A 22,483-nucleotide genomic window follows, 5' to 3' on the forward strand; every position below is an offset into this window, starting at 1 on the left:
GAAAGAGGTGTCGCGAGTACCAGACGGCCACGAACGTAGATGGACGGCAAGCATCCATCTACGCCTTAGAAGCTTAGGTTCGGCTGATTCCCACCGGCCCGCAGGAATCAGCCGAAAGAATAAAGGCCAAAGACGCTTTGGGTCGCGTCTCCGCTGGCCAGGCTATTTGGATTGAAGCATCCAGTCTGGCAATCCACCGGGGCGGCAACATTCACAGCCACGCAGTCGCGACATGATCGGTGCGGTCATCGTCTGCCCGTTGCTGAAGAAGAACTCTGGTGCGGGCTGTTCCGCACCGCCGACCTCTTCCATCGAGGATGCTCGGAAAAGACGGCCGTTGATCATCACCAAGTCGATCTTGTCGGAGTGACGGATTTCTTCCGTCGGATCGAAACCTCGTTCAATCACGATCAGGTCGGCCAGCTTGCCCGTTTCCAGTGATCCGATGTCGCCATCGAGTCCAAGGTATTTGGCACCTTTGATGGTTCCACAAGCAAGCGATTGCATTGGGGTCATGCCACCTTGGACAAAACTCCACAATTCCCAGTGGGTGTCGATTCCGTTTAGCTGCCCGTGACCACCGGCTTGAACGAGACCATCATCATCGACGACTTGTTTGGCAATCTCAGCAACTCGGATGTGGTTGTAATCTTCCAGCGGGGCTTTTTGTCGACGATGTGATTGTGGATGAAGCTTGTGCGGTGGCAAGAATTGCTTCAGTCGTGGGTGCCGCCAGACGTCGTCAACTTCGTACCAGTAGCGTTCCCCGGAGATACCACCGTAAGCAACACACAGAGTTGGCGTGTAGCCAACGTTGGTACCTCGCCAAAGGTCAAACACATCATCGTAAGCGCTTTGAACGGGAAGCGTGTGTTCGATCCCGGTATGGCCATCGACGATCATTGTCATGTTGTGCATGAAAGTCGAACCGCCTTCGGGAACGACCATCATTTCCAATTCACGTGCGGCGGCAAGGACCTGTTGTCGCTGGTCGCGTCGCGGTTGGTTGTAGCTTTTAACGCTGAAGGCACCGACCGCTTTCATCCGTTGCAGGTGGAACTTGGCATCGTCGAGGTTTTCGATCTCCGCTTTGAAGCTTCCCGCGGCGCCATAGAGAATCGTACCGGTCGAAAAGGTTCGCGGCCCAAGCGTTTTGCCGGCACGAATCATTTCGATCGCCGAGAACGTTCCGCCTGTGTCGTTGGACGGGTCATGTGCAGTCGTGATGCCGAAGGCAAGTCGTGCATAGTTGACCCAGTTTTGCTGCGGCGTGATGCCATCGCTGGACATTGGGCCGTGTGCGTGCACATCGATCAACCCAGGAAGGATGACCATGCCGGGTGTCGGGATGACTTTGACATCATCAGGAATATCGATGTCCGATTTGGCGCCGAGAGCTTCGATGCGATTACCACGAACGATGATCGTGCCGGGATTGATCACGCCCTGCTTGCCCATCGTGACAATCTTGCCGCCGACCAAAGCATAAGCGGTTTCAGGAATAGCTGTCTTTGCATCGAATCCGATCGCCAGTTCTTCGATCGAGTCATCGGTTTTATCGTCAGCGTCTTCGGAAGATGCGTCTTCGTCGGATTCAGAATCATCAGGCTTTTCTGTGGCTTCCTCGGAATCGACGTCTTCAGTTTCGCCTTTCAAGAAAGCGAATGCTTCGTCCAGAGGCTTGCTGTAAAGCGTTGGTCCGAGTGTCCAAAGCAGCTTGGAGCTGTCGCCCGAGAAGTGGCACCAGTCGCCAGCTTGTTGGCTGACTTTGGCGATCGGTAGTGAAGAGCCTTTGGGGCCGATGTTGATCGCCTTGCCAGCTTTGACCAGTGGCGAAACATAGACGTTGAACCGTTCAATGAACGCCGCCCATTTTCCGTCAGGAGAGACTTGAACGGTGGTTCCCCAAGTGCTTTTGAGGTGTTCACGTGCGTCTTTTCCGTCGAGCCCAATCGAGCAGAGCATCAAGTTGTCTGCATCGGAGTTGCGATTGGTTTTTAGGTAATAAACGCGGTCGCTTTCGGAACCGAATTGCGGCGTTTCGCCGGATTGCGTGATCAGTTTTGGTTCACCGTCTCGGGCGGCGATTTGATAAAGACCAGGTTCACGAGACCAGAGCGGTGATCGTAGGTAGCCATCGCCCGATTTGATGAAAACGATTGTTTGCCCGTCGGGAGAGAACACCGGCTGCAAGTAGTGACCGGGCGCGTCGGTGACCGTCCAGTTTTCAGCATTGCTCGAATCGAGCGCGGTGACGCGAATCGATCCCAGGTCTTTGTCGTGCCAAGTTGAGTAGACGATGTATTTCCCATCGCGAGAAAAGCTGGGGTAGAACTCCAGATGATCTTCTTGTTCGGTTAGGCGTCGTGGTTCGCCGTCCGGCAATTCTTTCAACCAGATTTTGCCTAACGCTTGATACGCGACATGCTTGCCATCGGGGGACTGGTTGACCCAGCGCAGCATCTTGACGGGAAATGTGTCCGGCGCGACATCGACTGCAAATCGAACGGCATCGCGAATTTCACGTTCATCAACGATGTGAAATGGGATGACTGTGGCTTCACCGCTTTGAATATCAATTCGGCGAATCTGTCCTTTGGCCCAAGCGATGATGGATTGATCGTCGGGCATCCAAGCGAAGCAGGGGTAGACGCCATGGATCGCCCATGCTTCTTGCATGTCACGTTCGAGTTCGTCATAGACCATCCGTACCGCTCCGGACTGAAGGTCCAAAACGTGTAGTGCTGTCTTGGCACCGACGCGGCGAACAAATGCGAGTGACTTGCCATCGTGCGATGGCGTTGGTCGGCAGGCTCCACCAGGACCGGTGACGAACGCTTCGGTGTCACCGTCTTCAAGGTTCAGACGCTTGATCGTGTAGATCTGTCCGTGCGAATCTTTGTCGTATTCGAAGTTGCTTCCGGGCGTGGTGTCTTGCGAGTAGTAAACGTACTTGCCGTCGGGCGAGTAAATCGGTTCGTTGACGTCCTTCTGTTCGTTCGGTTTTGTTGTCAGTTGCACCCCGCTCATTGCCGATGCGCTTTTGGCAGCGCGATGGTACATCCAGATTTCACCTGAACCGAGTGACCGGCGACTGGTGAAGTGCTTTCGCGCGATGATGTAATCTCCATCGGGTGACCAAGCAGGGCCGTTAAGCAGACGAAATGTCTCGTTGGTCACTTGTCGTGCATCGCTTCCGTCGGCACGCATGATCCAGATGTTGTCACCTGCCCGTTCATTCTTTCCCGTTCGGTCGCTGGTAAAAGCGATCCATTGGCCATCGGGACTGAATCGAGGTTGCATATCCCAGCAGATTCCCGAGGTCAGCTTTTTAGGCTCTCGAGGTTCTTCGCCTTCGACTGGCATGCTGTAGATATCGCCTAGCAAATCAAAGACGATCGTTTTGCCATCCGGACTGACGTCCAGGTTCATCCATGTGCCTTCGGTAACGTCGATGGGCTGACTGGATGCTTTCCCTGGAGGTGATTCGATGTCCCAAGTTTTCGAGGACGTCTCCTTGGAGGGGGTGTCCTCTTGTTCTTTGGACGGCGTGGCATCGGCGGCAAACAGGCTGACTGAAAGCAGCCATGTGGTGATCGCCGAACGAGCGACAGTCCTCAGGCAACGGATCGACATGTAAATCTTTCCCTTTGAAGTCGGGGGCAAGCGAGAGTGGAATCGCTATGTTAATTCGCTGAAACAAGCCAGAAAACGTACCGCGCTCGAAACGAGAAAGACGTTCAACGCAATGATCGGGAGGCTCCCCTTAGCTGTGTTTCATATCCGAATGTTTCACGAAAGATAAACTGTGCCGACGCGGTAAAGTTTGTCGATAAGGTGATTCGTGGTGATTTTTCTGTGCAGGTCGTGACTTCGCGTTTGGCTTCGTTCACCGTATGGCGGAATCACCACACTCTACCGGGGCCACCTTTGTGGGGTCTGGATCAGGATGGCTAAATGCGGCGATGGATTGCGATGCGGCAAAGAACAGGATGGACCTTACTCGCGTTATGCGTTGCCTTGTTGATCGAGGTGAGCACGGCATTGGATGTCAGCGCGTTCGATTCGCTGCCTGGCTACGAATCGTTCGAAGAGGTACCGCTGGGGCCGACGAGCGATCCGGATGGCGACATTGACAGCGCTTTAGATGGTGATCCGCAAGGTGGGCCTGTCGTTCCGTTTGAACCTGCCGCGGAACCTTGGTCGGTGGTTCAACAGGAAATCGCCTACGACGCGCATACAGTCGGTCATCCTGGATACAGCCTGCCGTACAACCATCGCGCTGGCTCGCGATTTCAGCCATCGTTCATTCAGCTGGACACAGAGCTGTTCGGTGACCTGTTGGACTTTCAAAATCACCAGACTGAAAAGCAGTTACTGCTACGCGACGAGAATGCCAGTTGGTCCGGTAAGCCAGTGGTTCTGGTCGGCTCCCAAGCCAGGCTATCGATCTTGGCGGCGACGACCAATCGAGACGACAAGTTCAGCTACCTGGGACGTTTTCCCGCTGACTTCACAGGAAGTTCCGCGACCGACGCGAGGTTGTTGCAAGCGAACTTGGGCATGGCGACTTATGTCAATCCGTGGATCAGTGGATACGGCGAACTGCTGTTCTCGGATGTCTTTACCTTTCCTGATTTCAAACAAGGAAGCCTGCAGGTTCGACAAGCGTACGCGGTGTTTGGCGATCCGGCGCAAAGTCCCTGGTATGCGTTTATCGGAAAGAAGAACGTTTCCTTTGGCGACATGGGAACGCTATTGCCGTTTAGCCAATCGGTCGTTTGGCACTACTTCGCGGCACTGCACGAAGGTGTCGGAGTCGGGTATCAAGACGAAAACTTGAGCGCAACGCTAACGGGAATCAACGGCGGCCGAGGCATTCGTTTGGCTGATTCAGAAGCAAAGGGAAAGATCAACAACTTTGCCGCGAACATGATCATCAGTGGCGGACAGCGGCAGCTCAGTTGGCGTTTGGGGGCGGGGTTTTTGTATGGCACAATCTACGACGGACTTGTCGCGGAGCATTTGGATACCGGTTTGTTTGGTGAAGCCAATCATGCTTGGGATGTAAACGCCGAACTCAAGGTGCGGGATTTCACTTTTCAAGGTGAGTTCGTTTCAACGACCGGCGATTGGCCAGTCACAAGCTATCCTGTCAGTGCCTATCGTGCCGAAGCGGCGTACGATTCGCTCTGCTATGGTCGACCGGCTCGATATGCGATCAGCTGGAGCGACGGTCATCAGGCCGAATCGGGAAGCGAATTTGAATTCAATCAACAGTTCGCGGTTGGCATGGGGCTGAGCATGGGACCGCACGCAACCTGTTCGGTTGAATACGTTCGCAGCCTCGGCTTTGCGCCATTGATCAATATCACGACCGTCAGCGACCGCGATGTTGTCCAGGACAGCTTGGTTCTGGGGATGACGATCGTTCTGTAGTCACGGGAAATGCTACCCGTCGGAGTCTTTGCGCCAGCACCTGACCGGCATCTCGCCGGATAGTCGGGAAACGCTGTATAGACGAAATTTCTATTTTGGCGTTTTCTTGCGCGCCGCTCGGCTGTTTCGCAGCACTAACATGGTACGAACCATGAACCAGTGCAGCGAAATGAGTGAAACAAACCGGTCCAAGCATGATCCATTTGCGTCCGCCAGTGACGCGGAGTTGCTTGATGCGTGGAACCGGGACCGGTTGGCTGATGCCTTTTCAGCGTTGGTTCGGCGCCACAGCGTGATGGTGCTCAGCGTTTGTCAGCGCAAATGCCGTTGCCATTCCGATGCAGAAGATGCTTATCAGACGACATTTCTGCTGCTTGCAAAAAATGGCAGCAAGATTCGGCAGCCGGAGTGTTTGGCGGGGTGGTTGCACCGAGTGGCACAGCGTTCATCGGTCGCGACACTGCAGCGAAATGATCGCGGTATCGAGGTCAACGAAAACCTGCTAGCGAGCGAGGAGATGGTGGTGAGCGAAGATCCGCTTGACGAAATCGCCGCGAGACACGAGTCGATGATCTTGGATGAAGAGCTTGCCGCGATGCCGGAACGCTATCGCGCGGTCTTGTTGATGCAAGTCTATCAAGGTCACCCGATCGAAAAGATGGCGGAGCGGTTCGACACAACCGTCGGGACGATCCGTGGGCGGTTGCAACGCGGAAAGAAACTGCTTGCCAGTCGATTACGTCGTCGTGGCGTTGTCCCCTTGGTTGCGTTTACCGCATCGGTCGCGACACAGGCGACAAACGCAGAAGCCGGCTCGATGGCTGGGCAATTGATCCAAACACTTGGAACAACCACAGTTCCTCCTTCTCCTCCGATTCCGGAAAGTCTTGTCAAACCTCTTCTCTCGACAGGGAACAAATTTATGTCACCAATGAACCTTGGCCTTGGCTGCGGCGCGGCGATGATCGGAACGCTTGGTTTGTTATTGGTCCAACCACCGGCGAACGTTGTCGGTGCAGGTGGAGACAACGGAACCAACGTTATCACAGCTCAACTGGGGCCGGCGAACATTCAAAAAGGCGGTTCGGGAAATGCGAACCCTGCCGTTAAGATTCAAGCTTCGGCCAACGCGGACACGTCGAAAGCGGCAGAGCAACCACCTCAAGAAGAACGAAGCGAAGTTGCCAAGCAATTGCTACAGGCGATGGATCGTCCTGAAGACCTTTCGATCGAAACCAGTCTCGAAGGGCTCGCCGATGAACTGCAGAGGCAGCTTCAGTTACCGGTCTTGCTGGATCAACGAGCCATTCAGTTTGCCGAGTTGTCCGTTGATCAGCCGGTCAAATACATCAGCAGCCAAGAGCCATTGCGGTCTTCGCTTCGAAAGATTTTGGAGCCGCTTGGTCTAAAAGCAACGATCGATAACGAAGGGATCGTTGTCACGGCAGATCACACACAACTGGTCTATCGTGGGATTGGTACCGATCGATGGCTCAATGCCGATGACGAGAAAATGCGAGAGCTTTCTGACAAACTCTCCATGGGGCTTAACGAGACATTCGTTGAGACTCCGTTAAAGGAAGCTGTTGTGCAGTTATCAAAGAGTCTCGATATCAATTTTATCGTTGATCGCAGAGCACTCGACGAAATCGGTCTCGATTCATCAACGTCCGTTAATATTGACTTGGATAAAGAAGTCGTCGCATACGACTTTATCCAGACAGCGCTTCGCAACCTGGATCTGACATTGATGGTGCTCAATAACGTCCCCACCGTCACTACCATCATAGCGGCGGACGATAACTTGCTGACAAGAATTTATTGGCTCGAAGGGTTGGCTTTGGATGGTAACTACGATTCGATCATGCAAACGATCCAAACCTCGATTGAACCGGATGCTTGGGAAGCTCTTGGTGGCAATTGCACGATGGGGCCCGGTCCGGGGGAACGTCCTTCGCTGATTATCAGTGCGCGTTACGACATCCATCGTCAGATCGAAGATTTAATTGACGCCTTGCGTTCGAGCACATTTAATTCGTCTGCCAAAGACATCGTCAGGCCAATGCCAGTACGGCGAGCAAGCGGATTTGGTGGCATGGGTGGCGATATGGGCGGATTCGGAGGTGGAGGAGGATTGGGGGGCGGTGGATTTATGAACTAGTGGAAATCCACGCAAGACGACTCTGGGTTTGGTTCAGCACAAATTTTCCATGACTGTGAATTCCCATGTCGATTCGTGAGTTGCCATTTCGACAAAGCGTGAAGTGACGGGTCACAAGCTCGTCTTACGTGGTAATGGAACTCAATCTGAGACGCTTCTTGCAATGAATGATACGGCCCCAAGTAAGTCAGTCGGAAACACCGTTCGCTTACATCGAGTTTTCAAAGCGCCAGTGGAAAAGCTTTATCGCGCATTTACCGATGCCGATGCGCTGGTTTACTGGAGTGCACCGTTCGGATTCGTTGCGAAAATGCACGAATTCGATGTAAAGGTAGGTGGCGGCTACAAGATGTCTTTCGTGAACTTCGGAACCGGTGCGGCCCACGCTTTTTCAGTCAAGTTTGTCGAAGTTGTGCCCAACGAACGACTTCGATATACCGATCAATTCGACGATCCGAATCTGCCCGGCACGATCGAAGTCACGGTGGAAATGAAGAGCGTCGCCTGTGGTTCAGAACTGAATATCGTCCAGTCTGGCTTACCGGATGTGATACCGGTCGAGATGTGCTATCTGGGTTGGCAGGAGTCACTGACGCAGCTGGCGAATCTTGTAGAGCCGGTCATTCCTGATGGGCCTCCCACTGACGAATGAAAAATAGCACCTGGTGCTTCGCTCCAACTCGATTTTAGGATTAGCCGTATGGCATTAGCCACGGTTTGAGTGCAATAACCGGGGCTAACGCCCGTCGGCTGATGACCCGAACCCGTGTTTAGGATTAGCCGTATGGCGCCAGCCACGGTTTCAGTGCAATATCCGGGGCTGACGCCCATCGGCTGATGACCCGAACCCGTATTTTTATATCGAAAGAAGCACCTAGCGTTTTAGAACTAGGTGCTTTTCGAAGTAAGTCGATGCGTTATCAGGTAACGCGGCGGTTCATCAAAGGGTGATTACTTTTTCCCTTTGCCTTTTCCTCGTCCTTGGTTGCCATTGCCACGTGCCTTACCGGATCCACGCGATCCGTTTGAGCCAAGGGCACCTTGGACAGACGAGCCAATGCTGTTGCCACCAACATTGATGTTTCCTCGTGCTCGTCCTTCGGCCGAGGATCCGCGTTGGCGTTCCATTCCACGATTCAGGTTTTCAATCGAACGTTGCGCACGCGACTGAACCGACTCGGTAGCCGATTGGCTGTTTGATCGAATCGAGTTCCCAAGTTCGGTCGCACGATTGGTCGTCCGCTCAATTCCTTGTGGACGGTTGTTCGAAGGACCGTTTTCAGAATTGCCACGGCGTGGAGTTGTGGGAAGTGCTTGTTCGGTTTGTGAACGTTCGATCGCTCTGGGCCAATCGGTTGGGCGTTCTGGACGTGCACGACCTTCGCGACGCAGCTTTTCCATGTTCTGTTGTAGCTGTTCTCGGTTTCGATTGAGCTGCTCTTGTGCAGACTGCGCATCTTTGTCGAGTTGACCTCGCACAGAATCTTGTCCTGGTAGTGTCTCACCGATTTCGGGACGATTTCCAGGGTTTGGTCGTCGACCTTTATCGCGTTCGGATTGGCCGCGTGACTGTCGGTCCGAATTTGAACCGGCATTTGCAGATGCATTAGCATTTGCCTGCGCGTTGACTACCGGCAAATCCAAGGTCGCTTTTGCCGAAGCTGAGGCTTCGGAGTTTTCCTTGTTGTTTCCATTCAAATTCCCGTCCAAGACGTTCGGGTTACGATCTCGCTTGGACTCGAATTGTCGGCGACGCTGCGAAAACTCTCGTGGGTTGTCCGGGCTGCTGTTGCTGAGCAGTTGAGTCACTTGCCCCGGGTCGACACGTTGTAGCCTAACTTCGGACTGATCGTCGTTCACCAGTCGAGTCAGATTCTCCGCGATCGAAGCTGCTCGGAGCGTTCCCGAGTCCAAGTTGGCGCCTGCGTTCGTTTTCAGGAAGGCCTGCTGTGCTGCAATCGTATGCGGCGGACGATGGTCACGATTGTTGTTGAAGTGGTCGTGGTACCGGTTGGCGAAGTTCAGTGTCTGTGGGTTTCGGATGGAATAGTACGAGAACAATGGATCGTAAAATCCACTTCGTTGTCCGTAGCTAACCCACGGATAATACGCACTTGAATAGCGGCTGCCGTAGTAATCACCGAAGTAATATCGGTTGTAGTTCGGTCGCAAAAACAGGTTGGCCAGTAGAGACACCGTCGTGTCCAACGCGTACCGTGGGCGGTAGCGATATCCGGATTGGGAATAAACGTTTTGACGATAGTAAACCGGTGTAAACATCATGCCGCGGTAAGCAAGTTCTCGGTCCCAATAACCATGGCGATAAACGCATCCGCGCGGTGTCCAATAGTACTGGCTTGGAACCCAAACCCAGCCAGGCTGGGTAGGTGCCCAATATCCTGGTTGCCACTGGTAGTCGTTACTTTGGTAGACCCAATTACCTGGGACATAAAAGTAATCGTCATTCGGCGCGGGTGATGAAGGTCCCTGTTCGACCGATTCTGGGGGAGCTGGCAGATAGCTGATTTCGCGATCGCCGGTCTTGGCCCAAAATCCGCTAACCCATCGAAAACCCTTCGGTGCTTGTTCCCAATAACCAGGAACCCACTGTCGGTTCGGAGGAACGTCTCGCCAAACGCCGCTGATCCAGATGAAGTCGTCGCGATCTTCGTCCCAAGCCCAGTAGCCTGAGATCCACTGCACGTTCTTGCCTTCCGGCTTGTACTCCGGTGATGTTTCGTTGATCGGTTCTGGCGGTTCTCGATCGACGACCGGGTTTGGTTTGGGATCTTTCGAGAACGGTTCGGCAAACGCTTCGTGAAGCGGGCCACGAGTTAAGTATTCGACCCGATCATCTTCGTTGTCTGGTGACTGCAGGCCGTTCTCATTGCTGAATTGGCGCGATGGCTCATTTGGCGGGGCTGGCGACTGCGCGTCGGCCGATCGCACGGTGCTGCTGGTTAACGCCGCGGTGCAAATCGCTGCGATCGAATAATTCAGGTATCGTTTCATAGGGATAGCTCGGTCGGTTTTAGAAGAGGCTGGTTGCATCGGTGAGCTTCAATATTCGGTCGAAAAGCGACCAGCTCACCGCCCTCCAGTGCGGTTGTGACACCTCAATCAGTGTCACTGCACCATGTAATTGCAAAGCCTGTTCCAAAGGCCCACTATCGTCCGAGCGATTGTTTTTCAAACTTTGCCAGAGCGTTTTCTCGTTCTTCCAAAGGGAACAGGACTGCTTTCCCGGTACCCCGATGAGATGCGAAGACGGCACAGATCATTTCGATCACAACGCCGCCATCGTCAAGACTACACAGAGGTTGGTGGTCAGAATCCACAGCCTCGATCAGGTCACGTACTCCGGCAACATGGTTATGGACTTGTTTGATCAGCTGCGGGTTGGTTTCCGCTTTGCCTAAGCCAGCACTGGTGATGGGAATCCAACGCCGCGGCTCGTTGGGGACCTGGTATGGATTACCAGGAATGAAATGGGCGACCGGATCTTGGTCGATATGAATGACGACCATGCCTTTGGATCCGATCAATTGCATGCTGTAGCTCATTGACGTTTCGTCATTTGCAATCGAATCGTATCGAGCCAGAACTCCGTTGGCCATCATGTAACGTGCGTAGACTTGATCGCCAGCCAATGGTCCCAGTCCTTCGTTTCCCGGTTGAACATCAGATGGGCGGACAGGATGACCGTCTTGCATCATCAGCGCCGAGCAATGCACTGGTTTACCAGCAAAATAGTGCATCAAGTTGAATTCATGACTGCCAAGAACCCATAAGTCTTCACCACCGCCTCGGTGATCACCTTTGCCCCGACCGCGAATTTCAAGTAGACGTCCTAGCTTGCCCTCATCGATCATCGCTTTGATGATTGGCATCGCCGGGTGGTAACGGTTGCGGTGAGCCACTGCGATTTTGGTTCCTGCCGATCGTGCGGCTGAAGAAATCGAATCGAATTCCGCAGGTGAGCGGCAGAGCGGTTTTTCGATATAGATCCCTTTGGCCCCCGCATTGATTGCCGCCAGAATCATTTCTTTGTGTTGGTCGACATGCCGCGGCCCGATCGAAACGAATTCGGGTTGAAGCTTTTCGAGCATCGAATGATAGTCGGTGAAGCCGATCGGCTTGTCGATACCGAGCTTCTTCAGTTCTTTCGGAACCGCCGCTGGATTTCCGTCAGCGATGCCGACGATTTGTGCCTCCGGAATCTGCAACCAAACGGTATCCAGTCCGTGTCCATAGTTGCCTCGTCCGGAGTGGCCGATGATCGCGACGCGACGTTTGGCTAGCGATTGGTCTTCGGCGCCGCAGCTTTGGTTTAGTAAGGTGCTACCAATGGAGACGCTTGCGGCTGTGGATAGAAATTCACGTCGTTTCATCTGATCGTCTCGCCATTTCAAGGGTGTTGAACTTGGCGATTATAACTTTAGTGAAACGTGCCGTGCGGACTTCGGCTGCTCACTCGATTACTGCTGCGTCGAGCTTGCGATACAAATCAGCTTTTCGTGTCGGTCTCGACCGCTGCCGAACCCGACGCGATAGAACAGTGACGACTGACTGATCGCTGGACTGGCATAGCAGTCATCGCCCAAGCGGTTTTTGGCAACCTGCTGATAACCTTCCGGTGATGCTTTAAAGACAAAGACGTTGCCGGATAGGTCTGCCGAATAAACCATCGCGTTGCAAATCACGGGCGAACTGCTGAAGTTACCGCCCAAGCGTTTTCGCCATTCGACGGAGCCATCGGCCAGCGACCAACAAATCGCAATTCCGTCGTCGGTAACACCGTACAGTGCCGTTCCATCGGTGATCAGCGATGGTTCATAGAGCTTGTTTCTGTCTGACCAAAGACGTTGTCCATCGGCCGAAAAGCAAACGGTTTCTTTTTCCGGATAGCCACCTGAAGCAAAGATTTTGTCTCCGGCCGTGACAACCGTTCCGCAGGTTGCTTCGGAGATTGCTTCCTTTTCCCAGTTCGGTTCACCGGTCGCTGGGTCATAACTTGCCAAGCGATTGCCGCCGCTGATCAGCAGTTGGTCTTTCCCGCCTGCATTAACGATTCGCGGACTGGAGTACGAACTCGCATTACCGCGTGACCGTCGCCATGCGATTTCACCAGTCTGCAGATCGAGTGCGGCAAGGTATCCGCCACCAAGATTGTCGGCCGCAATGATGACCAGCGATTTGTAGATCGCCGGTGATGGCGCGTAGCCAAACTTGGATGCGAACGCGCCGACCTCTTTCTGCCACACGATATCGCCGGATGAGTTTAACGCCGTGACAAAGATGCGTTCGTTATTCAGGTGGGCGGTGACAAATAGGTTTCCGTCGGACGCGACGGTGCAGTTCGCGTTCGTGGCTTTTTGATGAATGTCTCGCTGGTTGGGGAAGTTGCCTTGATGGACAACTGTGTTCCAGCGTTGATCGCCTGTGACTCGATCAAATGCGAGGACCGATTGTTTCTGTTCTTGGTCGATCGCGGTTCCGACGACGACAAGGTCGCCAACGACGATGGGGCTGCTGTGGCCACGACCTGGAACGTCTACTGACCAAGCGATGTTTTCGTTGGAGCTCCACCGCGTCGGAAGTTCTTGATCGGTTGCGACGCCGCTGCCATCGCTGCCTCGCCATTGGTTCCAATCCGATTCGGAAATGGCGGACGCGAGGTCTTTGATTTCGATACCACTTTCTGCGGTCGAAACTTCAGCGACCGGCGTGTGCTTTCTGCATCCGATCGGACCACTGACGAGCAGCAGTCCCAGCAGTAGTCCCTGCCCAAGCGTGAAGGCAACATTGGGCAACCGCGTGGGCGTGTGTTCAAGGTGGTCCATCATTGGGTTCCGTCGGATGGGGATGACGAATTGAACGGAATCAGCGATCGATATCCACAACGGATTTACTGAATTTATGGAGAATCTGTTGCTGGATCTTCTGAATCCGGGGTGTTTGAGTTTTCGTCTAACTCTGTAGTCTCCGCAATGGGATCAAACGTTTCGGCATTGGGCTGGTCGATCAGTTTCGCGAAAAAGTTCTCAGGTAGCGGGGCGGTGATCGTTGCGCTGTCTTCATGAATCGCACCGATCACGTTCTGATTGGCGAACTGTTTAGCAAGCTTTGCCAAAACGCTTGCGGATTCCACTGGGATTTGCGAAATCTCTTCGATCTCGTCTGACAAGGGCCATTGGTAGATATCGATGGCAACCCAGCCACCGCTTTTACTGAGTAAGTCGGCCTGTTCGTCGCTGAATTCGTCATAGGTGATGCAGCGAGGGTCACCGCGGTAGGGGCCGCTTCCGGAGGTGAGAAAGTATTCCGATCCGTTGTGGGCTAATACGGCCTTTCCATTTCCAAAGTCACAGATGACGGTTTGATCGTTAGTCTGATTTGCGAGTGCATCTTTTTGAACGACCGATGGATTCAGCCCGATCTCGCTAGCGGCGCGATGGACGGAAAACGAGTTGATCTCGTAAGGCTGTTTTAACAACAAGACGACTCGGCGTAGTTCACCGTAGCGATCAAACGGCCGCACGGCGTCGAATTCAAGCGAGTCGACAAAGTCCCAGTCTTCGGGGAGCTCGATGTAATATTTAAGATGAGCGATTTCAAAGTAGTGCTGTGCCGCATATCGGAACGCCGCTTTGAAACGTTCTCGGTCGCCTTTGATTACGTAGACCATCGCACGAGCGAAGTCTCTAGATCCGTCTTCAAGCTCACGGGCTTTTAAGATGGCGTCGTCAAATCGCTTCAGATAAGCAAGGCTGCAAATTTCGAAGTATTGCCATTGGAGGGAAGGTTCGTCGACTGATTCGTCAATCTGTTGCTGTGCGAACTGAAGTGCCTTGTCGTATTGTTCGGTCGCAAAATATTGCTTGATCTGATCGGAGGCATCGGGGAAAAGTTGGCGATGCTTTTTTTCGATGGTTTCAAGTAGCTCGTCTTCGATGTAGCCGCTGTACGTGATCACATCGAATAACTGTGGTTTGTCCGGGTAGGAGTCGTAAAACTCATCCAGCGTCTTAAGTTCGATGTGACAGTCAACGATTGTTTCCAGTAGCTCGTCGATGAGATATCGTGATGACTCCGCTAGGACTTCGTCGTCCGGGCTCTTTTCGATGATCTGTTTTTCTAACTCGAGTGCGCGATTCAGCTCTGGCAATGCTTCGGCGTAAGCTTCCTCGTGGTAGTGGCGCCGACCGACAAAGGCGTAGGCGGCCGGATCATCAGGATATTCGGTGGTATGAAAGTCGATCAGTTGATCGATCAAGGCATTGGTCGAAGCGGGATCTTTCTCATTGTCGATCGCCAATTGTGCTTCGACATCAAGCTGATTAATCAGTAGCGTGAATGCCTCGGAAGGAGTCTCGAGCAGTTCATAAAGCTGTATCGGCGTTTGCTTTCGAATTAACGCGGTCGTGATCAACGCGTTGTAGTATTCGCGGTAGTAGTCTTCTTCATCAAGGATGCCACGCCCTTGCAGTAATCGTTCGATTGCAGCGTCGTATTTTTCTTGATGTGTGAGGATGAGGCCATCGTAGTAGGCTCGGTTCGGAAGGCTTTGCGATGTCCGGTCGTCGTATTGGATCAAGGTTTCCAACGCAGCGTAATCTTCATACGCTTCGAACGCGTCGGCGAGCGTTTCCAGGTATTCCGTCGCGGAGGGTAGTTTTGTGAAGTAGGGAAGGAATTCCGACTTGCGATCATCGGGAAGAGCGACCGCAAAGGCTTCCACCAAATCGTAAGATTCCGGCGTGTCTTTGAGTCCCGTGGTGTAGTATTCGAGCGATTCGTCGAGGCGGCCGAGTTCTTTGGCTGCGAATCCCAAGTTCAAGTACGAATCTGGATCGGGACCAAAGCGTTGCAGGAGGCGTTCGCCTTCGACAATCGTTTGTTCGTACTGACCAAGCATCTGATAAGCATTGCAGCGAATCAATTCGAGGATGAACGCATCCGGTTCATAGGCTTCGAGTTTGTCGGCGCATTCAAGTGCATACACAGGATCGACATGCAGTTCTGTTGCGGCGGCAAAGCACCAACGCAGTTGACGCATTCCCGGAGGAACGTTTCGGCCGTCGAGACGCCGTAACGTGTAAGCTGCACTTTCAAAATCTTCGCTTTCTGTCGCGGTCCGGATGGCCTCGACCAAGATCATCGCGGATTGTTCAAAATCACTTGATGCGTCTTCACCGAAACCATCGCGAAGCATCGTACCCATGATCCACTGGGTGGAGATTCCGATACTGATATCGAGTGAATCGGCTATTCGCCACTGGTCAGTTTTGACTAATTCGTAGTGTGCACGCGATGTGGTGTAGTCTTGGTCCCAGAAACGGACGAATGCGTCCGCGTGCAGACCGTCTTCAGAGATCTTTGTGTAGACGACTTGATGACGCATCCATTGGTCATCAGCCAGTTCGTACCACTCTTTAAACTTTTGTCGAACCAGCGTTGGATATTGGGCTTTGATAAAGGCCGGAATTTCAACTCCTGATTTCTCAAACGCGCCATTGCAAATCGCATCAACGTCCAGCATCGATACGGTGGAGTCGGCAGTCTCCTCATGAGTCGATGCTTGAAACCGTTCAAAGAACTGTGCGATTTCAGGATCGATCGGCGTTTGATTTTCACCCGCGTTCTGAGCTGACGATAACGTCGTCAGCAGTGCAGTTAGACAAGTGAAGAACGTAAGACGAAGAACGGTAGAGTTTGAAAACATTCTCGAATGCTGACAGTGGAAGAATCACCTGGGTGGTCGTTGTTCCACTATAGCAAATCCATCCGTTTCACCGGCGACTTTTCGCCGGTGTTTGCAATTCAAATCGTCATTGATCAGCAACAGCAATCGATCAATCGCAGCAATCGAGAGCGCTCATTCAATCACAGCGGTAAACCCACCGCCCGGAGCAAGCTTTACCGGCAGCGTTCTACCGCCGGACAAAGAGAGTTTTGTCCGTTTGATTTCATTGGGCTTTTGTTCGTCCATCGAGCCATCCGCGTAGAGCGTTGCGGCGTGGGAGCCTTCGGATAGAAAGTCCAATGGGATATTCAAGTCGCGACTGGTCCAATTGGTCATGCCGCCGATATACCACTTGGTGCCTTTACGGCGGGCGATCACGATGTATTCGCCAGCGACACCATCGATGAACTTGGTTTCGTCCCACGTGGTAGGGACTTCGGCAACGAAATCAAACCCTGGTTGGCCTTCGTACGAATCCAGTGTGTCGGCCACCATCGGCATTGGGTTTTCATAGACCACGTACATCGCCATGTGATGACAACGAGTGCCCATGACAACCGGGCGAAGGTCCTGAGGTTTGAACTGATCACGTGAGACCGATCGGAATCCACCTTGGTGATAATCGACCGGACCGGCAAGTGCACGGACAAAGGCAACGTTGACGTTGTGATCTGGAGTGCACTTGTCACTCCATTTCAGGTACTCCAAATTCAAGACGCCTTCGCGATTGAACAGGTTGGGGAATGTCCGTTGTTCGCCGCTGCACTTGGGGCTGCCATGAATTTGGATGTGAAGTTTGTGCTTGGCGGCACATTCAAGCATCCGCTCAGAAAACTCATTCATCCACTGGTCATCACGGTCGAGGAAGTCGACCATCAAGCCTTTGATTCCCCAGGACTCGTACGTCGCAAACGCTTCTTCGAGCTGTCGGCTTAGCGGTTCCCAGTGAACCCACAAGCGGATTCCCACACCACGTTCTTTCGCATAGGCGATGATTTCCGGTAGGCGGATCGCTTCACGGGCAATGGTTAGGTCGGCTTCCGAACCCGGTTGACCATAACCGACTTTGGACTGCTTGTACCAAGCGTATCCATCACCAGAAACACCGTGATAGTGAATGTCATACTTGGCGCAGAAGTCGATGTAACGGCAATGTCGTTCGAAGGATTCGTCCGAATCGGCGGGAAGCTTAAAGTCCTCTTCGAAAACGCCGTTCCACCAATGAAAGGTGCTTTTTCCTGGTTTGAGCCACGCGTAGTCACCTTGGGGCGCTTCGTTCAGACAGAGAAGTAAGTTGCTTTCGAGCAATTCACCGGCGCTGTCAGCAAGCATGACAACACGCCATGGGCTGGCGATTGGCAAATCACCCGACACGCTAACGCTGGGATTGTCCAAGTGAGGCGATAACCGGAATTGCAATGTGGTTTGGTCTGACGAAACACGTTGCAGATATCCACCGGCAAAGTGACGGACGCCGGCTTCGGTGATCGCCCCTGCGGTTTCATTTTCCCACAAGAACAGCGTTGGCATCTCGATCAATCGATCTTGTGGGACCTCACTGAGCTGCTGCTTGCTGAACAAGGACTCGTGATTGTTGATGAACCCATCAAGTGTGTTGAACATCACCGTCGGAGAACCTTGTAGATCAAATTCCGTTGTTTCGTTTTCGATCTTTAGCGCAGTCGGTTCGTCTTGCTCAGGAAAGCGATATCGCATCGCGACGCCGCTGTTATAGGCACGCAAGTCGATCTGCCATTTCAGCCCTGATCGATTGACCAGGTTCACTGTCGCGGCGGAGTATTTTTCGTGAACCTTGTCGGTCTTACCCCAAGGAAGCGTGAATTGATTTTCGTGATCATCGGCTTGGCCATCTTCGAGACGCTCAACGGTGTCGCTATCGAAGTCACCCGATAGGATCGGGCGGATCGCGGAGGAGGCGATGATGGTGCGTGAGTTTCGCCGGACGGAATATCGAGGGACGCCGTCTTTTCCGAGGTCTTCAAGGACTAGGGTATTGGTCCCATCGGGTGAACGAACTTCGGTCTTCGCGAAAGCTGTCTGGCAAGATAGCGAGCCGATAACGCAGGCAACGATGACCATCGAGAAGAGATTCAGCGATGGTCGTGGGAAAAGCTTTTGAGTCAAAATAAATCGGTGGGTGTTCGGTAACACTTGGGAAGGTCTGGCGGTAGCGAGCGTTCCGATGCTTAAGTGACCGGTGCATCAGGCGTTCGCCGTATGGTTTACGAGACTCGTGCTGCCATGTTTGTTCGTGATGGCCGTCTTGAAACCATACGGTTTAATTCTCTGGACAGGTATCGTCACTACTTTGACGAAAGCAGCTTCGAATCACGGAGCCATTCAACAAATCGTTGTGGCCAATCGCCAGCAGCTGACGTGCTGCCGGCATGATAGCCGAATCCATGGCCTGCATTAGCGTAGACATGCATTTCGCAAGGAACGCCTGCCTTCTTGTATTTGAGGTACACCTCCGCCATACCGATGGAAATGTCCGGTCGGTCATTGTATCCGTAGGCGACGAAAGCCGGTGGCATGCCTTTGTGGACGGTGAATGTTCCGGACTTGCCTGGATAGATTAGACCTTGAAAATCGGGGCGACTGCTTTGTTGTTCGATGGGATCTGAAGACGTCGAATCGCCCGAATCGGATTCCATCGCCGAATAGGCCGCCAGTTCACCGCCAGCAGAGAACCCAAGGATGCCGATACGTTCAGGGTTGATATTCCACTCGCTGGCATTCAAACGCACCATCCGGATTGCACGCCGAGTGTCATCCATCGCATGACCTTGCAGCGTATAGATCGAATCAGGTTCTCGGGATAGCCGATAGCGGAGGACGAATGCCGCGATGCCGTGTTCAGCAAACCATTCTGCCAACGCGTCTCCTTCGTGGCCGAGGCATAGCATGCGGTGGCCGCCACCGGGCGCGATGATAACGGCGGTTCCTGTGGAGCTTTCGGCGGTGGGGAGGTAGGCGGTGATCGATGGATGATGCACATTGGTGACGTTGCTTCCGTCAACTTTCTCAGGCTCGTTCATGCGAGCGACTGATCCGGGCGCACCGTCTTTCCAAAGTGGGATTCGTTCGGGCGAGGCGGCGGGCGCGACCGAGGCAATCGTGACACTAGTAAAGAACAGTAGGCAGAGAAGGCGGGGGGCTTGAACCATCAGTGGCTCCTTGCTTCGAATAAGTGGGAGGGTGGGGAGCTAAAACTTTATCTCAACCGCCAACGCTTTGCGATAGTCGAGCATCCTGTCCCTGCAGCCGGTGCGATCACAATACTTATCTTTTGGACATGCAAAATGAATCTTCCATCGCGGATCAATCTTGTCACGTTGGGCGTGGCCGACGTCGCTGCGTCAACGGCTTTTTATGAACGATTGGGATGGAAGAAGTCGTCCGCGTCGAACGATCAAGTGACTTTCTTTCATTCCAATGGCACCGTACTGGGCTTGTTCGGGCGTCTCGCCTTGGCTGAAGATGCCTGTGTGGAAGATGTAGCCAGCGATGGAAGTGAATCCCAACAGGGCAAAAGTTTTTCCGGTGTTACGCTTGCCCAGAACTATGATTCGGAATCAGACGTGGACGCCGCATTTCAACATGCGATTGATTGCGGCGCGAAAGCAATGAAGAAGCCTCAAAAAGTTTTCTGGGGTGGATATTCGGGGTATTTCGCTGATCCCGATGGGCACTTGTGGGAGCTGGCACACAACCCATTTATGTCGTTGAACGAAAACCAGCACATGACATTGCCATAGGCAGTTGCAATGTCGTGATCGGTTGGACTTCGGTACGGGAGATCGCAAAGAAACGAGGTTGGATGCTTCCGTACGAATCAAGCGATTAGTCGGTATCAATTTCGTGCTGAAGCTTTTCACGAATCAGATGCAGTCTTCGTTCGATCGTCCTCTCGGAACAGCCAAGGCTTTTGGCGATCTCCGCGTTGGAATGTCCTTCAAGCTTTGCGATCGCGATGCTTTTCACTTCTCCTTCGCCGAGCAGGTCGAACAGTTGCTGCATCGACTCGGCCATCATCGCCACCATTTCGGGTGTCGGTTGGTCACCGGCGACTTGGATCAGCAGTTCACCATCGGGGCCGAGCATTGGACGCGGTTGGGCTCCATCACCGCGACGTTGTCGGTGCTCATGGCGACGTTTGTCGATGGCTTTTCGCGCCGACATCTTCAGCAGCAGTCGCCACAGGGCGTCGCGATCCGAAAGGTCTGGAAAGCGTCCAGCTTCGGCGGCTTGGTAAAAGCTTTCGAAAACGCTTGCGACGATGTCTTCTTCGTCCGAGATCGCTCGGTTCTGCCCACGTAAGTTCTGCCGAACGCTGCGGGCCAGCCGGTCAAAGTAGTGTTGCCAAAGCTGGTGTTCGGCCAGGGAGTCGCCTTGTTTGACTTGTTCGATCCACTGTGTCACTTCGTTGCTGTCGGACATATTGACTATCGATTGAAAATGGCGTCGAGCGATTGCCGGATAGGACCGATGGATTGGCGCAAAGCGTGCTTTGCCAGGTTTAGTCTGGTCGGTCCAGTTGAAACTGCCAGCAAACTGGTCGCAATGTAAGGCCGCAATGTGGGCCGCAGCGTAGGCGACTATAATGACAACGTTTTATAGGAACCTACAGCCTGGTTGAAACCATCCCGATCGGATTGGAGCGACATGTTTTTTCGAATTTTATTGTGGTGTGTTGCGATTGCCAGTCTGCAATCGAGCCGTCTATGCACTCGTGCTCTCTACGCCCAAAACACGCCGCAAAATGTGCTACTGATCGTCGCTGATGATTTGAAGGCAAGCGTGCTCGGTTGCTACGGAGATCAGGTTTGTCAGACACCACATCTGGATCGCTTGGCAAGTCAGGGGACCGTTTTTGAGCGAGCGTATTGCCAGGGGACATGGTGTGCACCTTCGCGAACTTCGTTTATGCACAGTCGCTATACGGATCGCAAGAATCTGACTTTAGGGGAACAGTTGCAGCAACATGGCGCCACCGCGACCCGCGTCGGCAAGATCTTTCACATGCGAGTCCCCGGCGACATTATTGCGGGAACCGATGGTGCCGACGTCATTGATTGTTGGACGCAGCGCTTCAATGCTCCCGGTCCGGAAGCTCACACTCCCGGTGAATATGCTTGCCTGAATCTGAATGTTGTGACTGACAGCATGTTCAATCGTCAGTCGACAAAAATGCCGCACCGCATGTTCGTCTCCGTGAAATCGACCACCGACGGAACGGAGCAAGCCGATTTCAAAGCCGCGACGAAAGCGATTGAAATCATTGGGCAACCCAAAGACCAACCGTTCTTTTTGGCCGTTGGACTTGTTCGCCCGCACTATCCCATGGTCGCACCAAGCGAGTATTTCTCCGACTATGGAATCGATCGAATCGAAATGCCCGGCAACTGGCATGATGACACCAGTGATATTCCCCAACCGGGACTCGCTGGCACACGAAACGATCAAAATCCGATTGGAAAATACCCGGACAACCAGAAACGGATGTGGTCGGCTTACTACGCCAGCGTGAGCTTCATGGACACGCAGGTTGGGCGAATTCTAGATGCCCTGGAATCATCGCCGCATGCGAAAGACACCGCCGTGATGTTTATTAGCGACCACGGGTATCACTTGGGCGAGCATGGTTTTTGGCAGAAAAGTAACCTTCACGAAGAAGTGATTCGCGTTCCGTTTTTGGTGCGAGTCCCCGGCCAAAGTCCAGCTCATTCACAGTCGTTTGTCGAACTGGTGGACCTCTATCCGACCGTTTGCGATTTGATGGGCGTTCCGATTCCTGAGGCGACCGAAGGCAGTAGTCTGCTGCAAATCGTCAACGATCCCGAATATCAGATTCGTGATGACGCGCTGTCAATTCACAAAGGCGGCTCGCTACGGACATCGCGCTGGCACTACATCCGTTACGCCAACGGCTCCGAAGAGCTTTATGACATGCAAGGCGATCCAGACGAGATCACCAACCTTGCTGGCAATGTCGAACTGGTCGACGTTCAGCAAGAACTAGCTGCACGGCTAAAGCAACGATTGCCAAAGTAAAGCTTCTTTGGCAGTGAATGTCATCGCGTGTGTCTTTCTTTTCGATCAGACACACACGTCGA

13 protein-coding genes are annotated in these 22,483 nt (G+C 53.2%); 5 read left to right on the forward strand and 8 right to left on the reverse strand.

Annotated elements, in window-relative coordinates; genetic code table 11:
- Positions 1-162: 162 nt before the first annotated feature.
- Positions 163-3,636, reverse strand: a complete 3,474-nt coding sequence (locus tag LOC67_RS00970) for an amidohydrolase family protein (protein WP_230260517.1) — start codon at positions 3,634-3,636, stop codon at positions 163-165.
- Positions 3,637-3,975: 339 nt separating this feature from the next.
- Here LOC67_RS00970 and LOC67_RS00975 point away from each other — a divergent pair, with 339 nt between their 5' ends.
- The 3 genes from LOC67_RS00975 (at position 3,976) to LOC67_RS00985 (ending at position 8,252) form a co-directional block, all read left to right on the forward strand.
- On the forward strand, positions 3,976-5,439 hold the full coding sequence (locus tag LOC67_RS00975) for an LbtU family siderophore porin (protein WP_230260518.1): 1,464 nt from the start codon (positions 3,976-3,978) through the stop codon (positions 5,437-5,439).
- Positions 5,440-5,608: 169 nt separating this feature from the next.
- On the forward strand, positions 5,609-7,600 hold the full coding sequence (locus tag LOC67_RS00980) for an RNA polymerase sigma factor (protein WP_230260520.1): 1,992 nt from the start codon (positions 5,609-5,611) through the stop codon (positions 7,598-7,600).
- Positions 7,601-7,763: 163 nt separating this feature from the next.
- Positions 7,764-8,252 carry an SRPBCC family protein gene (locus LOC67_RS00985; protein ID WP_230260522.1) on the forward strand — a complete coding sequence of 163 codons (489 nt, stop codon included), beginning with the start codon at positions 7,764-7,766 and terminating at the stop codon, positions 8,250-8,252.
- A 299-nt stretch (positions 8,253-8,551) separates the two neighbouring features.
- On the opposite strand, the gene LOC67_RS00990 is transcribed toward LOC67_RS00985, so the two are convergent.
- From LOC67_RS00990 to LOC67_RS01015, 6 genes are all read right to left on the reverse strand, one after another.
- Complete coding sequence (locus tag LOC67_RS00990; RefSeq protein ID WP_230260524.1) at positions 8,552-10,612, reverse strand: hypothetical protein; 2,061 nt, start codon at positions 10,610-10,612, stop codon at positions 8,552-8,554.
- A 155-nt stretch (positions 10,613-10,767) separates the two neighbouring features.
- Positions 10,768-11,991, reverse strand: a complete 1,224-nt coding sequence (locus tag LOC67_RS00995; RefSeq protein ID WP_230260526.1) for a Gfo/Idh/MocA family protein — start codon at positions 11,989-11,991, stop codon at positions 10,768-10,770.
- Positions 11,992-12,078: 87 nt separating this feature from the next.
- Positions 12,079-13,446 (reverse strand): PQQ-binding-like beta-propeller repeat protein, encoded by a 1,368-nt coding sequence (locus tag LOC67_RS01000; RefSeq protein ID WP_230260528.1) that lies wholly within the window; start codon positions 13,444-13,446, stop codon positions 12,079-12,081.
- A gap of 71 nt (positions 13,447-13,517) precedes the next feature.
- Complete coding sequence (locus tag LOC67_RS01005) at positions 13,518-16,325, reverse strand: hypothetical protein (protein ID WP_230260530.1); 2,808 nt, start codon at positions 16,323-16,325, stop codon at positions 13,518-13,520.
- 153 nt (positions 16,326-16,478) lie between these two features.
- Positions 16,479-18,491 (reverse strand): glycoside hydrolase family 97 protein, encoded by a 2,013-nt coding sequence (locus LOC67_RS01010; protein WP_230260532.1) that lies wholly within the window; start codon positions 18,489-18,491, stop codon positions 16,479-16,481.
- A gap of 179 nt (positions 18,492-18,670) precedes the next feature.
- Positions 18,671-19,534, reverse strand: a complete 864-nt coding sequence (locus tag LOC67_RS01015; RefSeq protein ID WP_230260534.1) for an alpha/beta hydrolase — start codon at positions 19,532-19,534, stop codon at positions 18,671-18,673.
- A 135-nt stretch (positions 19,535-19,669) separates the two neighbouring features.
- Here LOC67_RS01015 and LOC67_RS01020 point away from each other — a divergent pair, with 135 nt between their 5' ends.
- Positions 19,670-20,125, forward strand: a complete 456-nt coding sequence (locus LOC67_RS01020; RefSeq protein WP_230260536.1) for a VOC family protein — start codon at positions 19,670-19,672, stop codon at positions 20,123-20,125.
- 85 nt (positions 20,126-20,210) lie between these two features.
- On the opposite strand, the gene LOC67_RS01025 is transcribed toward LOC67_RS01020, so the two are convergent.
- A complete protein-coding gene (locus LOC67_RS01025) occupies positions 20,211-20,807 on the reverse strand; it encodes an ECF-type sigma factor (protein ID WP_230260538.1) in 597 nt (198 codons plus the stop codon).
- A gap of 225 nt (positions 20,808-21,032) precedes the next feature.
- On the opposite strand from LOC67_RS01025, the gene LOC67_RS01030 reads away from it, so the two are divergent.
- Entirely contained in the window at positions 21,033-22,421 is a 1,389-nt protein-coding gene (locus LOC67_RS01030) for a sulfatase (protein ID WP_230260540.1), read from the forward strand.
- Positions 22,422-22,483: the final 62 nt, after the last annotated feature.

The sequence above is a fragment of the Stieleria sp. JC731 genome, from assembly GCF_020966635.1.
In the GTDB taxonomy this organism is placed as follows: Bacteria; Planctomycetota; Planctomycetia; order Pirellulales; family Pirellulaceae; genus Stieleria.